This is a genomic window from Pseudomonas sp. VI4.1 (assembly GCF_002029345.1).
Classification (GTDB): Bacteria; Pseudomonadota; Gammaproteobacteria; order Pseudomonadales; family Pseudomonadaceae; genus Aquipseudomonas.
The window spans coordinates 47,859-60,812 of record NZ_MULM01000146.1; the positions used below are offsets into that span (position 1 = coordinate 47,859).

Genomic DNA, 12,954 nt, shown 5'->3' on the forward strand with positions numbered 1-12,954 from the left:
CTATGGAATTCACGACTCAACACTTTATCGCGCTAGCGCCGTTGTTGATCACCAGCGCCACGATCATCGTGGTGATGCTGGCGATTGCCTGGCGCCGCAACCACTCGCAGACCTTCCTGATTTCCGTGGCAGGTCTGAACCTGGCGCTGCTGTCGATCCTGCCAGCCTTGAAAGTCGCGCCTCTGGCCGTGACCCCACTGCTGCAAATCGATAGCTTCGCGTGTCTGTACATGGCGCTGATCCTGGTCGCCACCCTCGCTTGTGTGACCCTCGCCCACGCCTACCTCGGCGATGGCGGTTCGGGCTACCCGGGCAACCGCGAAGAACTGTACCTGCTGATCCTGATGGCCGCCGCCGGCGGCCTGGTGCTGGTCAGCGCGCAGCACCTGGCCGGGTTGTTCATCGGTCTGGAACTGCTGTCGGTACCGGTCTACGGTCTGGTGGCCTATGCCTTCTTCAACAAGCGTTCGCTGGAAGCTGGTATCAAGTACATGGTGCTGTCGGCCGCCGGTTCCGCGTTCCTGTTGTTCGGTATGGCGCTGCTGTATGCCGACTCCGGCAGCCTGAGCTTCAACGGCATCGGTCAGGCCCTGGCGGCCACCGGCCTGCCAAGCTCGCTGGCGCAACTGGGCCTGGGCATGATGCTGATCGGCCTGGCGTTCAAACTGTCGCTGGTGCCGTTCCACCTCTGGACCCCGGACGTCTACGAAGGTGCTCCGGCACCGGTGGCCGCGTTCCTGGCTACTGCGTCGAAAGTCGCGGTGTTCGCGGTGATGGTGCGTCTGTTCCAGATCTCGCCGGCGGCGAGCAGCGGTGTGCTGAGCGACGTGCTGACCATCATCGCCATCGCGTCGATCCTGTTCGGTAACCTGCTGGCGCTGACCCAGAGCAATCTCAAGCGTCTGCTGGGTTACTCGTCCATCGCCCACTTCGGTTACCTGCTGATCGCCCTGGTGGCGAGCAAAGGCCTGGCCGTGGAAGCCATCGGCGTGTACCTGGTCACCTACGTGATCACCAGCCTCGGCGCCTTCGGCGTGATCACCCTGATGTCCTCGCCGTACAACGGCCGTGACGCCGATGCCCTGTACGAATACCGCGGCCTGTTCTGGCGCCGTCCGTACCTGACCGCCGTGCTGACTGTGATGATGCTGTCCCTGGCCGGCATCCCGCTGACTGCGGGTTTCATCGGCAAGTTCTACATCATCGCCACCGGCGTCGAGTCCCACCAATGGTGGCTGGTCGGCTCCCTGGTACTGGGCAGCGCCATCGGCGTGTTCTACTACCTGCGTGTGATGGTCACTTTGTACCTGATCGAACCGAACCTGCGTCGTCACGATGCGCAACTGCATTGGGAGCAACGTGCGGGCGGCGTGATGTTGCTGGCTATCGCCGCACTGGCGTTCTTCCTTGGGCTCTATCCACAGCCGTTGCTGAACCTGGTTCAGCAGGCGGGGTTGGCGGGTTGATCGTTTAGGCGGAACTCGGTAGTAAATAGAAACGGCACCTTCGGGTGCCGTTTTTGCGTTTGTAGGATTTGTTACCGCTGCCCTGCCCTCCTTCTGCAATCCCCGAAAGCTCTCGCCGAATTGTCCGTTTCGTCCTACAGCCAGAATCAAGCACTTGGTACTACCTTGGAGACCAAACGCTGAATAGAGAAATCAACACGAGAACCCACAATGAAACGTGACATTTTTTCCGAACTGATGGAAGGCCTCGAAGCCTTGGCCGACGAGCGCCAAGGCAAGATTACGCTGCGGACCCACAAGGTTCAGCTGCCAAAACTGGTACCCATCACTGCCGAGGAAGTGGTAGCCATCCGCCTACAACTCAACCTTTCCCGGTCGGTGTTCGCCATGTATCTGCGTACCAACACCCGAACCCTCGAAAACTGGGAACAGGGACGGGCAACGCCAAATGCCCAAGCCACGACACTGATCCGCCTGGTTGAACGCTTTCCACAAACCATCGAACAGCTCGCCGCCCTGACCTGATTGGTAGAGGCTGCACCACACGCACATGACGAAATTGTAATTATCCCATCACCTTGGCGTTATCCGCAGATTGCAACAATGTCCCCCGGGGACGATGAAGGAGTTTCGGCTGGGGTTTCCTGCGATTGAGGGTGCGATGCACTGAGGTTTCAGGCGGGGGATCTCTGTCGTGAGGGATGATCTCTTCGCGGGCAAGCCCGCAGGTTGCGGCGGTCGCAATGGGTGTGTGCACCACAAATCACTGTGTGGCGGGTTTGGCCGCGAAGACGTCCGCACAGACACCGAGGAAAACGGCGCCGTCCGCAGCTTACCGCCTTGCTCACCCTTTAGGTAGGATACCGCGACGTACTTGCTGTTCGAGCATCCAGTCCGTAAAAGATCTGAGGGCTGCCGAAAACGTATCTGCTGTGGAGTCCGGCACCCTCGCCTGCCTCAGAAAATAATCAATTTCATGTCTCATTTTCGGAGCGACTCGTAAAAAGAGTTCTACATAATCCTCAAATGTCAGAGGCCACGATTGCTCCTGATCCAGACGCAGGATGTTCGTCGACCTGATGAGTTTTCGCGACGCCTCGCGCTGCAAGCGACGTAGTTGCTCGGTATCAGTCGTACACTCAATCGACGTGGCGTACTTCCCTAGCGCCAGAGCGAAATCTCCATTGACTGCCATTGCGATCTCGCGTGAGGGCTTAAAACGTTGAAATTCGCTGCTAAGGTCATTCCCCCAAACACATCGGCAATGATGTTTTAGCCAGTAGCCCCAGCTAAAATGGTTCTCAGGAGCCAGAGCTTCAGTGCGAGTTCCTACATCGAAATCAATCTTGGTGACTTCTGGATGTCGTTCCTGTAACTCATCCTTTATACGCGCTAGCTGGCTGTTATAGAGTTCAAGTTGACCATTGATCAGCAGTGTCACATCCAGGTCTGACTCACCTGGTTTCGCTTGTCCGTAGGCAACGCTGCCATACAGGTAGATGCTATCTACTGCCGTCCCGAGCGCCTCGACCAAGGTCAAGCAGACATCTCCGACAACACTCTCAAACTCTGGTTGGAGATTGACAGCTGGCATGGTTTTAATGAATCCCTCGGCATCTGTGCCATGCCTCTTATCCATGAAAATTGTCCGATTGGTTAGCGACTTTAGTGATCGTTAGCTGAGCGAGCAACCACCTATCAGGTAGGAGTTTTGAAAAAAGGAGAAATACCAATCCCGATGTAACAACGTGCCTGTATGTACTTGGACGGCACAATACAGGGGGTGATAGCCCAGTATCTGACCCGGCCCACCCACTTTGTCCTAGTGGTGCACCAGGCTTCGACTGGAAATGCCGGGAGAATCGGCGCGCATCGAGTCACCTAAACTTTAACAGCATGGCTACGATCGCCATCCAAGATAGAGAACCAAACAAGATCACTATATAAACTGTCAGAAGACGTTTTAGGCGAGGCGGAAAGTTTTCGATATCCATATGTGTCACCTCACCATAACGGATGTACGCCTTTGGCCACAACACCATCCCCGCAATTTTATTGATCAATACGAAGCCTCCAAACCAGCCTTGCCTTCGCCATGCGGCCCCCCAAATATACGTGTAGCGACTGTTTTTCATGGCTTCCATCATGGCATCAAGATGACGGCGGCTCAGATAAAGATTGAATACAATGCTTACACAGGCCAGTAAGATTGGGCCGCCAGTAACAATGATTGCGACCCAATGAGACCAGGTATCGATACTGGTCATGGCAGTTGAACTTCATAAATTTTCTCACCTGCAAATTCGCCCCCCTTACCACCAAGCTCACTGCTGTAGCTGTCCAGCGTGCCAGCCACGTGCTTGCCATGACTGATTATGTGCGAAACGCCACCGACGATTCGATAAGTCTCGCCGTCCTCTCCACAGGTGACTCGATCGCCTTCGCGAGCATGAGCCAGGCCATACATCATGACTCTGGTATCGCCATCCAGGACTTTGCCACCGCAGGTGGTCTTGTCATTCAAGCCAATGAAATAACCTTCTTTCATTGATGTACTTCTCCATTTTCATGCGACTTAGCCCACGGTGGTTTCGACCGTAGATTGAGAATATTGCGCGACGACGAATAAGACGGTGGAATGCGTGCTGAAAGCAATCCAATGGCATAGTCAAATGAACGAATAGGAATTTTCGTAATAACAAACAACCAATTTCCTACAGCGGAAGTTTCAAAATGTAACTTTTCTTTAAAATGTAAGCGCGGTGTCTGTGTTGTTTCTTTCACGAGCGAGCGCAGCCCGATGGATAGACTAAACAACGACATCTTCCTGGACTGTGTGAAAACCCTACTGACCTGAGCGGCGCTCAAAGAAATTTAAACACTCATGTTTAATCGCTTCGAAAATTACTTCGTGAAAAGCCACAACACCTTGCGGCGTTACCTACAGGTAAGACAGAATCCGCCGGCTTGTGTGTCTTGGGTATGGGTTCTATCGTTTGCCGGTCACTGAAAAACAGTGATCGGGTTTGGTAGACCCGTAGCATCGACGCATAGCGTCACCCTTTACTGTCCAATGTTTGGGCGGTGTTTTTATGGTGGCCATGCGCAGGGCTCCTTCGGGGGCGCCGGTTACGATGCCCGGTCTACCAACCTTCGTATGGTCACCGCCTTCGTTTGGTAGCGAGGATGTGATTCCTTTTAAATAGCATCGGAGTTCCATCTATGTTCAAGGTCACACCCAATCCGCCGGACAGCGATCCGGCATCCCCGTACGAAACCCTCGAATCAAAAAAACCTCACGACACCGCCGAGCGCACCGTCGACTATCACCTAAAGCCGGACGTCCCCATCATGGAAAAACCGCGCACTCCCGGCACCATGTTCATCGTCAACCCGGAACTCGATACCGAAACCCTGCTGGCCCATGCTTGCGAGTCGCTGGCCTCGGCCAATGTCATGACGATGGATTTGGCGGACCACACGGATGGGCCCAGGCGCAATACCCTATTAGGCATCGCGCAAGTCATCATGCTGGGTGAGCTGGCGGTGAACCGGGCGCTGGATCGGCTTGACCCGATTGAATAGTCCCGGCCGCAGTGGCTTCGGCTGACTGTCGGTCGCAGCGCTCCATTGGCGGACTAGTCAGTGCCAAGGGCTGGAGAGCTTTGTTGTCCGGGATGGCCTCTTCGCTGGCAAGCCAGCTCCTACAGGGATCAGTGGTGTTCGCACCCATGGTGACGACGCAAAACTTTGTTCAGTATTTGTTGTAGCACTTCATTGGCAAGGCATTGGGGTTCTCAATGCTTGCAATGAAGTGCTAGGTGCTCTCTGCCATTTGGCATTATAGTCAATGCCAGATGTCTTAGCGCCGGAGGCTACCATGAGTGCCAAGAAGAAAATAGAACCAACCGATGGAGCCCACGTAAGGGTTGATCGGGTCGGTACAGCTAAATCGCGCAACGCTGAAGCGGCCTTGGCGCTTTTGAAAAACAACCAGCCTGCGGTGGCATGGACTGATACACCTCGCGCCACACACATGGTTGCGATATTGCTCCACGGCGACGTGAGTGATGATCGTATGGAGATTTACAGGGCCGTAAGAAACGGTTTCCCGCTTCAGTCGGTGATTGACATGATTGAACACAGTGACGTTTACAAACGGTATGGCGTGCTGTCGAGGATCGTGGGCGCTTCTGATCGCACCCTGGCCCGACGGTTGAAATCCCCGGAAGAAGTCTTGACCTGCGAGCAAAGCACGCGCGCACTCTATTATGCCGAGGTGTTGGAGAAGGCCACCGATGTGTTGGGCTCGCGTGAGCTGGCCGAGCAATGGATGGTCAAACCTGCTCGCGGCCTGGATGGTGAGATGCCCATTGATTTGATTTCCAACTCGGTGGGTTATGAGCTGGTGACTGACTTTCTGACGCGCATCGAGTACGGGGTCTATTGATGGCTAAAGACCCTTTAGGCAGTGAGATTCACTTCTGGCGCCTTGACGCTGCTGAGTATGCCCCCACCTGGCATTTGGGTGTGGGAGCAGAAAAGGTGGGTGGACGCTGGAACCCTAAAGGCATGGCCACGGTTTATGCCAGCCTGGATGCCTCCACGGCCATTCTTGAGGTGGCCGTACACAAGGATTTCGATGCGCTGGATTGCAAGCCCCATCGCCTGACGCAGGCCCGTGTGCTGGACCCGTCGAGGATTTACGTGGTGCAGCCCGACGGTATTGCAAACCCTCATTGGTTGGTACCCGGCACGCCTAGCCGCAGCCAGCAGCAGTTCGGTGCTGACCTGCTGAACCGGCATCCCTTTGTATTGGTGCCTTCCAGCGTGTCGCCGCATAGCTGGAATTTGCTGATGAACCCGCAAAAGGCTAATGGCTTGTACGAGCTGGTGATGCAAGAGCCTTTTGGCCTGGATGGTCGGCTTAATAAGCCTCAAGCCTGAAGAGCATCCTTTCCTCAAGTACCCAACGCACAGTCGATCAAAACTTGTGGGAGCGGGCTTGCCCGCGATGGCGGTGGAGCAGGCGCAGGTGGTCTGTCGTCATCGTGAGTGTTTCAGGCTGGAGAGCTTTGTTGTCCGGGATGGCCTCTTCGCTGGCAAGCCAGCTCCCACAGGGATCTGTGGTGTTCGCACCCAGTGTGACAGACGCAAAACCTGTAGGAGCCGGCTTGCTGGCGAAAGCGGTGGCACAGGCACAAACAAAAACGGCACCTTCCGGTGCCGTTCGTATTTCAAGGTCCAGCCGGTTACTTACGCGCCGCCTCCCACGATTTCAGCAGTTCGGCATAACTCACGGTTTCCCCTTTAGGCTTCTCGTTCGCCAGTTTCGGCTTCGGTGCGCCTGGCTGATCGAACCAGTACTGCGCATCCCGCTCAGGATTCATTTTCGGTGCGCAGGTCGCTTGTGCCTTCGAACGTTCCAGACGGGTCATGATCGCGTCCTGATCCTTGGCCAGGCCATCCAGCGCCTGTTGCGGGGTCTTCTCGCCACTGGCGGCTTCGGCGATGTGGCTCCACCACAGTTGCGCCAGCCGCGGATAGTCCGGCACGTTGGTTCCGGTCGGGGTCCATTGCACGCGGGCCGGGCTGCGGTAGAACTCGACCAGGCCGCCGAGTTTCGGTGCCAGGTCGGTCATGGCCTGGGAGTTGATGTCCGATTCGCGGATCGGGGTCAGGCCGACGATGGTTTTCTTCAGCGAGACGGTTTTCGAGGTCACGAACTGCGCGTACAGCCAGGCCGCCAGTCGTTGCTTCTCGGGCGTGGACTTGAGGAAGGTCCAGGAACCGGCGTCCTGATAACCGAGTTTCATGCCCTCTTCCCAATACGGACCTTTCGGCGATGGAGCCATGCGCCACTTCGGCGTGCCGTCGGTGTTCATCACCGGCAGGCCCGGTTTGGTCATGTCGGCGGTAAACGCGGTGTACCAGAAGATCTGTTGGGCGATGTTGCCCTGGGAGGGCACCGGGCCGGACTCGGAGAAGGTCATGCCCGCCGCTTCCGGCGGGGCATATTTCTTCAGCCAGTCGACGTATTTGGTGGTGGCATAGACCGCCGCCGGGCCGTTGGTGTCGCCGCCCCGGGTAATGCTGGAGCCGACCGGATGACAGTCCTCGACGCGGATGCCCCACTCGTCCACCGGCAAGCCGTTGGGGATGCCCTTGTCGCCAGCGCCGGCCATGGAGAACCAGGCATCGGTGAAACGCCAGCCCAGGGACGGGTCTTTCTTGCCATAGTCCATGTGCCCGTAGATGCGTTTGCCGTCGATTTCCTTGACGTCCTCGCTGAAGAATTTGGCGATGTCTTCATAGGCCGACCAGTTCACCGGTACACCCAATTCGTAGCCGTACTTTTCCTTGAATTTCGCCTTCAGGTCCGCCCGCTCGAACCAGTCGGCGCGGAACCAGTAGAGGTTGGCGAATTGCTGGTCGGGGAGCTGATAGATCTTGCCGTCCGGTGCGGTGGTGAAGGAAATGCCGATGAAGTCCTTGATGTCCAGGGTCGGCGAGGTGTAGTTCTTGCCTTCGTTGGCCATCAGGTCGGTGATCGATTCGGTCTTGCCGTAGCGAAAGTGCGTGCCGATCAGGTCCGAGTCGTTGACCCAGCCGTCATAGATGTTCTTGTCCGATTGCATCTGGGTCTGCAGCTTTTCCACCACGTCGCCTTCCTGAAGCAGGTCGTGGGTCAGCTTGATCCCGGTGATCTCGGTAAAGGCCTTGGCCAGTACCTTGGATTCATATTCGTGGGTGGCGATGGTTTCCGAGACCACCTTGATGTTCATCCCGCGAAACGGCTCGGCGGCCTTGATGAACCACTTCAACTCCGCGAGCTGCTGCTCTGGCGTGAGGGTGGACGGTTTGAACTCGCTGCCAATCCATTTTTTGGCGGCGTCTTCATAGGCATCGGCCCAGGCCGCAGCGCTCAAACCGCTGAGTGCCAGCATGGCTGCCAATGAAACGCTATGTCGCAGCTTATTGTTTTTGTCGAACATAGAGACCTCCTGTTTAGGTTTCGGAGCAACGTTGCCGATCGATTTCGACTAGCCCCAACGCATCACAGCCAACAGCCACACCAGGGACACCGCGAACGCGACCCAGATGCTCCATTCGGTAGCGCCGATTACCAGCAAATGCAGGTAGGCGCTGCCGAGAAGACCGATAAACAGCCGATCGCCACGGGTGGTGGCAATCGGCAGGAAACCCCGCCGAGGGACACTCGGTGAGCGTAGCTCCCAGGTCGTCATGCCCACCAGGATCAAGGCAATGGCGCAGAAGAACGCCGCGGTGGGGACGGTCCAACTCATCCATTCCATCATCAGTTCCTCATACCCGGCCCAGGGCAAAGCCCTTGGCCACGTGGTTGCGAACAAACCAGATCACCAGCATGCCCGGCAGGATGGTCAACACCCCCGCCGCTGCCAGCACGCCCCAGTCGATGCCCGACGCCGAGACCGTGCGCGTCATCACCGCGGCGATGGGCTTGGCGTTCACCGAGGTCAGGGTTCGCGCCAGCAGCAGCTCGACCCAGGAAAACATGAAGCAGAAAAACGCCGTGACACCGATCCCGGAGCCGATCAGCGGGACGAAAATCTTGACGAAGAACTTGGGGAAACTGTAGCCGTCGATGTAGGCCGTTTCGTCGATCTCCTTGGGCACGCCGGACATGAAGCCTTCGAGAATCCACACCGCCAACGGCACGTTGAACAGGCAATGGGCCAACGCCACCGCGATGTGCGTATCGAACAGCCCGATCGAGGAATACAGCTGGAAGAACGGCAGCAGAAAGACCGCCGGCGGTGCCATGCGATTGGTCAGCAGCCAGAAGAACAGGTGCTTGTCACCGAGGAAACGATAACGCGAGAACGCGTACGCCGCCGGCAGCGCCACGCTCAGCGAGATCACCGTGTTCAGGCTCACGTAGTATAGCGAGTTGAGGTAACCGTTGTACCAGCTCGGATCGGTGAAGATCACCTTGTAGTTGGCGAAGGTGAAGTCCTGGGGAAACAGCGTCAGGCCGCCGAGTATTTCACCGTTGCTCTTGAAGGACATGTTCAGCAGCCAGTAAATCGGTACCAGCAGGAACAGGATGTAGATCAACAGCGGAATGAGCTTTCTTTTACTCATGGCGGACCTCAGCGGTTGGCGTCAGAGTGAGTCATGGCGGTGTAGAACAGCCAGGACACCAACAAAATGATCAGGAAATACACCAGGGAGAAAGCAGCAGCGGGTCCCAAGTCGAATTGCCCTACGGCCATCTGAGTCAAGGTCTGACTCAAGAACGTCGTGGCATTACCCGGACCGCCGCCCGTCAACACAAACGGTTCGGTGTAGATCATGAAGCTGTCCATGAACCGCAACATCACCGCGATCAGCAGCACGCTCTTGAGCTTGGGCAACTGGATGTGCCGGAACACCGCCCAGGCCGAAGCCCGATCGATCCGCGCCGCCTGGTAGTACACGTCCGGAATTGCCCGCAGGCCGGAAAAACACAACAGCGCCACCAGCGACGTCCAGTGCCAGACGTCCATCACCAGCACCGTGACCCAGGCGTCCATGGTGTTGGCCGCGTAGTTGTAGTTGATGCCCATGGCCTTGAGGCTCGCGCCGAGCAGGCCGATGTCCGCCCGGCCGAAGATCTGCCAGATGGTGCCGACCACGTTCCACGGGATCAGCAGCGGAATCGCCAGGATGATCAGCACCAGCGACGACCAGCGGCCCTTGGTCGGCATGGTCAGGGCGATGGCGATGCCCAGGGGGATTTCGATCAGCAGCACGCACCCTGAGTAGATGAACTGGCGCAGCAGCGAATCATGCAAGCGAGGATCGAGCAGCACCTGGCGGTACCAGTCGGCGCCGACGAAGTAGCGGCTGGACTGGTCGAAGATGTCCTGCACCGAGTAGTTGACCACGGTCATCATTGGGATCACCGCACTGAACGCCACCAGCAAAAACACTGGCAACACCAACCACCACGCCTTGTTGTTATAGACCTTGTTCATGGCTGCGCCTCCAGCAGGTAGTCATTGGCATACACCATCAGCCATTGCGCCGGGAAGCTGATGTACGCCGTACCTTCTGGCACCGGTTTGTCTTCGGCCAGGCGCACTTTCAGCGGCGCGCCGTCGAGGTCCAGGGTCACGATCTTGTAGGTGCCCAGGTCTTCGACGTGTACGACTTGGGCCCGCAGCGCGTCATCGAAGGGTTCATCCCACACGTGGACGAACTCCGGCCGGATACCGACCTTCAGGGTGTGCCACTCGGACTCGGCGATGCGCTGTTGCTGGGCAGCGGACAGCGGCAAGTGAGTCGAGGCGAACCCGACGCCCCCCGGTTGCGGCGTTACCTCGATCAGGTTCATGCCCGGGCTGCCGATGAAATAGCCGACAAAGGTGTGGCTCGGGCGCTCGAACAGTTCCCGCGGCGTGCCAAACTGCACGATCTGCCCGCCGTACATCACCGCAATCTTGTCGGCAAAGGTCGAGGCTTCCAGCTGATCGTGAGTGACGTAGACCATGGTGATGTTGAATTGCTCGTGGATCTGCTTGAGCTTGCGCCGCAGCTTCCACTTCAGGTGCGGGTCGATCACCGTCAACGGTTCGTCGAAGAGGATGGCCGACACGTCATCGCGCACCAATCCCCGGCCCATGGAGACTTTCTGTTTTTCGTCGGCGGTGAGGTTGCGCGCCTTCTTGCTCAGCAATGCCTGGAGGTCGAGCACTTCGGCGATTTCCTGCACCTTGCTGTGAATCTTCGCCTCCGCCATGCCCTGGTTGCGCAGCGGGAAGGCCAGGTTGTCGTACACCGTCATGGTGTCGTAGACCACCGGAAACTGGAAAACCTGGGCGATATTGCGCTTCTCCGGGGTCAGCGCGTTGACCACTTTGCTGTCGAACAGCACCTGGCCCTGGGATGGGCTGAGCAACCCGGAAATGATGTTGAGCAAGGTCGACTTGCCGCAGCCCGAAGGCCCGAGCAAGGCGTAGGCACCGCCCTGCTCCCAGACATGGTCCATCTCGCGGATCGCATAATCGTCGGGACCGGTCGGCGTGCGGATGTAGCTGTGGGCGAGGTTCTGCAAACGGATTTCGGCCATCAGGCAACCCTCGCGATACGGCGACCGGGCGCCTGGACCAGCCGCCCCTGCATATCGAACACAAACAGTTTATGGGTCGGTATGTAGATGCGAATTGGCGCGTCGACGTCGTATTCATGGACCCCGGGCAGGTGCAGCACCAGCAGGAAATGCTCGTTGCGCACGTGCAGGAAGGTTTCCGAACCGCTGATCTCCGCCACTTCGACGGTCACCGCCAGTTCCAGATCGTCATCGTTGCTGGGCACCAGCGAAATGTGGCTGGGCCGCACGCCGAAGCGGAACTCGCCCTCGCCCACCGGCCGCAGGTCCACGTTCAACGGAAAGTGCACGAAATTGGCGAAACTCACTTCGTTGCCGGCGATGCGGCCGGGCATCAGGTTGATTGGCGGCTCGCTGAACAGCTCGGCGGCCAGTACGGTCTGCGGCTGGTGATACACCGCCGAGGACTTGCCGCTCTGGATCACCCGACCTTCATGGAGAATGGTCGTGGTGCCGCCCAGGGCCAGGGCTTCGTTGGGTTCGGTGGTGGCATAGATGGCGATGGTGTGATGCGCCTTGAACAGCTCGCGCATCTCCTGGCGCAGTTCCTCGCGCAACTTGTAGTCGAGGTTGACCAGTGGCTCGTCGAACAGGATCAGCTCGGCGTCCTTGACCAGCGCCCGGGCCATGGCCGTGCGCTGTTGCTGGCCGCCGGAGAGTTCCAGCGGATAGCGCTGCAGAAATTTTTCGATGCGCAGCATCTTCGCGGTTGCCAGCACCTTGCTCTGGATCAGCTCGTTGGAAACACCGCCCTGGCGCAACGGCGAAGCAATGTTCTCGAACACCGTCATGGTCGGGTAGTTGATGAACTGCTGATAGACCATCGACACATTGCGCAGGCGCACCGGGCGCTGGGTGACGTCGACGCCGTTCATCAGGATGCGGCCGCTGTCGGGCTTGTCCAGCCCGGCCATCAGGCGCATGAGGCTGGTTTTGCCGGACAGGGTGCGGCCGAGCAAAACGTTGAAGGATCCAGGCTCGAAACTTAAGTTAGCGTCGTCGATCCAGGTCTGGCCCTCGACGGTACGGCTGACGTGCTCCAGGGTTAATGACATGGCTCGGCCTTTTTATTATTGGAGTCAAGCGACCTGAGCGATAGAGCGACATTCGTGCCAGAAAATATAAGCGTTTGATCCGGTTTGAAAATTCCTCACAGAACGGAAAAACCGTGTTCATTGCTGAACAGAAATGAACAACCTTCACTGAACATTTGAACAACACGTCGATTGACAATGAACAATAGTGAACAACACTCTATGGACGCGTTTCGCATTCCCTGTAGGAGCGCTGCGAGCTGAGCGATTCGATGACGCCTTCGCCGGCAAGCCGGGCTCCTACAGGGAGGTGGCGCGT

Annotated in this window: 14 protein-coding genes; 5 read left to right on the forward strand and 9 right to left on the reverse strand. The window is 57.6% G+C overall.

The features are described from left to right. Positions 1-2 precede the first annotated feature (2 nt). Together nuoN and BZ163_RS13475 are read left to right on the forward strand one after the other, a co-directional pair. Entirely contained in the window at positions 3-1,466 is a 1,464-nt protein-coding gene (gene nuoN, locus BZ163_RS13470) for an NADH-quinone oxidoreductase subunit NuoN (RefSeq protein WP_128871316.1), read from the forward strand. Between the two features lie 210 nt (positions 1,467-1,676). Then, positions 1,677-1,991 carry a DNA-binding transcriptional regulator gene (locus tag BZ163_RS13475; protein WP_128871317.1) on the forward strand — a complete coding sequence of 105 codons (315 nt, stop codon included), beginning with the start codon at positions 1,677-1,679 and terminating at the stop codon, positions 1,989-1,991. A 319-nt stretch (positions 1,992-2,310) separates the two neighbouring features. Here BZ163_RS13475 and BZ163_RS13480 read toward each other — a convergent pair whose 3' ends face one another. From BZ163_RS13480 to BZ163_RS13490, 3 genes are all read right to left on the reverse strand, one after another. Beyond that, on the reverse strand, positions 2,311-3,105 hold the full coding sequence (locus BZ163_RS13480) for a nucleotidyltransferase domain-containing protein (RefSeq protein WP_128871318.1): 795 nt from the start codon (positions 3,103-3,105) through the stop codon (positions 2,311-2,313). Positions 3,106-3,343: 238 nt separating this feature from the next. Then, positions 3,344-3,733 carry a hypothetical protein gene (locus BZ163_RS13485; RefSeq protein ID WP_128871319.1) on the reverse strand — a complete coding sequence of 130 codons (390 nt, stop codon included), beginning with the start codon at positions 3,731-3,733 and terminating at the stop codon, positions 3,344-3,346. Beyond that, positions 3,730-4,014 carry a PAAR domain-containing protein gene (locus tag BZ163_RS13490; RefSeq protein WP_128871320.1) on the reverse strand — a complete coding sequence of 95 codons (285 nt, stop codon included), beginning with the start codon at positions 4,012-4,014 and terminating at the stop codon, positions 3,730-3,732. Before BZ163_RS13490 ends, BZ163_RS13485 begins: the two co-directional genes overlap by 4 nt. Positions 4,015-4,688: 674 nt before the next feature. Between BZ163_RS13490 and BZ163_RS13495 the strand changes: the two genes are divergently transcribed. From BZ163_RS13495 to BZ163_RS13505, 3 genes are all read left to right on the forward strand, one after another. Continuing rightward, positions 4,689-5,051 (forward strand): DUF6124 family protein, encoded by a 363-nt coding sequence (locus BZ163_RS13495; RefSeq protein WP_128871321.1) that lies wholly within the window; start codon positions 4,689-4,691, stop codon positions 5,049-5,051. Between the two features lie 295 nt (positions 5,052-5,346). Next, positions 5,347-5,916, forward strand: coding sequence for an antitoxin Xre/MbcA/ParS toxin-binding domain-containing protein (locus BZ163_RS13500; RefSeq protein ID WP_128871322.1), 570 nt, complete (start codon positions 5,347-5,349; stop codon positions 5,914-5,916). Beyond that, complete coding sequence (locus tag BZ163_RS13505) at positions 5,916-6,413, forward strand: RES family NAD+ phosphorylase (RefSeq protein WP_128871323.1); 498 nt, start codon at positions 5,916-5,918, stop codon at positions 6,411-6,413. The genes BZ163_RS13500 and BZ163_RS13505 overlap by 1 nt, the downstream gene beginning before the upstream one ends. A 305-nt stretch (positions 6,414-6,718) precedes the next feature. Here the strand turns inward: BZ163_RS13505 and BZ163_RS13510 are convergent, their stop codons facing one another. The 6 genes from BZ163_RS13510 to BZ163_RS13535 are packed head-to-tail and all read right to left on the reverse strand — an operon-like array spanning position 6,719 to position 12,656. Next, positions 6,719-8,461 (reverse strand): ABC transporter substrate-binding protein, encoded by a 1,743-nt coding sequence (locus BZ163_RS13510; protein ID WP_128871324.1) that lies wholly within the window; start codon positions 8,459-8,461, stop codon positions 6,719-6,721. A gap of 48 nt (positions 8,462-8,509) precedes the next feature. Next, the gene (locus BZ163_RS13515; protein ID WP_064678759.1) at positions 8,510-8,782 is read right to left on the reverse strand and encodes a DUF2160 domain-containing protein; all 273 of its coding nucleotides are present in this window, start codon (positions 8,780-8,782) and stop codon (positions 8,510-8,512) included. Positions 8,783-8,792: 10 nt separating this feature from the next. Further along, on the reverse strand, positions 8,793-9,593 hold the full coding sequence (locus tag BZ163_RS13520) for a carbohydrate ABC transporter permease (RefSeq protein ID WP_128871325.1): 801 nt from the start codon (positions 9,591-9,593) through the stop codon (positions 8,793-8,795). 8 nt (positions 9,594-9,601) lie between these two features. After that, entirely contained in the window at positions 9,602-10,468 is an 867-nt protein-coding gene (locus BZ163_RS13525) for a carbohydrate ABC transporter permease (RefSeq protein WP_128871326.1), read from the reverse strand. Next, positions 10,465-11,562 carry an ABC transporter ATP-binding protein gene (locus BZ163_RS13530; RefSeq protein WP_128871327.1) on the reverse strand — a complete coding sequence of 366 codons (1,098 nt, stop codon included), beginning with the start codon at positions 11,560-11,562 and terminating at the stop codon, positions 10,465-10,467. Before BZ163_RS13530 ends, BZ163_RS13525 begins: the two co-directional genes overlap by 4 nt. After that, on the reverse strand, positions 11,562-12,656 hold the full coding sequence (locus tag BZ163_RS13535; protein ID WP_128871328.1) for an ABC transporter ATP-binding protein: 1,095 nt from the start codon (positions 12,654-12,656) through the stop codon (positions 11,562-11,564). The genes BZ163_RS13530 and BZ163_RS13535 overlap by 1 nt, the downstream gene beginning before the upstream one ends. Positions 12,657-12,954: the final 298 nt, after the last annotated feature.

Coding starts and splice junctions, on each gene's coding strand:
- BZ163_RS13525 (WP_128871326.1), bottom strand. CDS start 10,468: ATGAACAAGGTCTATAACAACAAGGCGTGGTGGTTGGTGTTGCCAGTG.
- BZ163_RS13515 (WP_064678759.1), bottom strand. CDS start 8,782: ATGGAATGGATGAGTTGGACCGTCCCCACCGCGGCGTTCTTCTGCGCC.
- BZ163_RS13500 (WP_128871322.1), top strand. CDS start 5,347: ATGAGTGCCAAGAAGAAAATAGAACCAACCGATGGAGCCCACGTAAGG.
- BZ163_RS13505 (WP_128871323.1), top strand. CDS start 5,916: ATGGCTAAAGACCCTTTAGGCAGTGAGATTCACTTCTGGCGCCTTGAC.
- BZ163_RS13530 (WP_128871327.1), bottom strand. CDS start 11,562: ATGGCCGAAATCCGTTTGCAGAACCTCGCCCACAGCTACATCCGCACG.
- BZ163_RS13490 (WP_128871320.1), bottom strand. CDS start 4,014: ATGAAAGAAGGTTATTTCATTGGCTTGAATGACAAGACCACCTGCGGT.
- BZ163_RS13480 (WP_128871318.1), bottom strand. CDS start 3,105: ATGGATAAGAGGCATGGCACAGATGCCGAGGGATTCATTAAAACCATG.
- BZ163_RS13535 (WP_128871328.1), bottom strand. CDS start 12,656: ATGTCATTAACCCTGGAGCACGTCAGCCGTACCGTCGAGGGCCAGACC.
- BZ163_RS13495 (WP_128871321.1), top strand. CDS start 4,689: ATGTTCAAGGTCACACCCAATCCGCCGGACAGCGATCCGGCATCCCCG.
- BZ163_RS13475 (WP_128871317.1), top strand. CDS start 1,677: ATGAAACGTGACATTTTTTCCGAACTGATGGAAGGCCTCGAAGCCTTG.
- BZ163_RS13485 (WP_128871319.1), bottom strand. CDS start 3,733: ATGACCAGTATCGATACCTGGTCTCATTGGGTCGCAATCATTGTTACT.
- nuoN (WP_128871316.1), top strand. CDS start 3: ATGGAATTCACGACTCAACACTTTATCGCGCTAGCGCCGTTGTTGATC.
- BZ163_RS13510 (WP_128871324.1), bottom strand. CDS start 8,461: ATGTTCGACAAAAACAATAAGCTGCGACATAGCGTTTCATTGGCAGCC.
- BZ163_RS13520 (WP_128871325.1), bottom strand. CDS start 9,593: ATGAGTAAAAGAAAGCTCATTCCGCTGTTGATCTACATCCTGTTCCTG.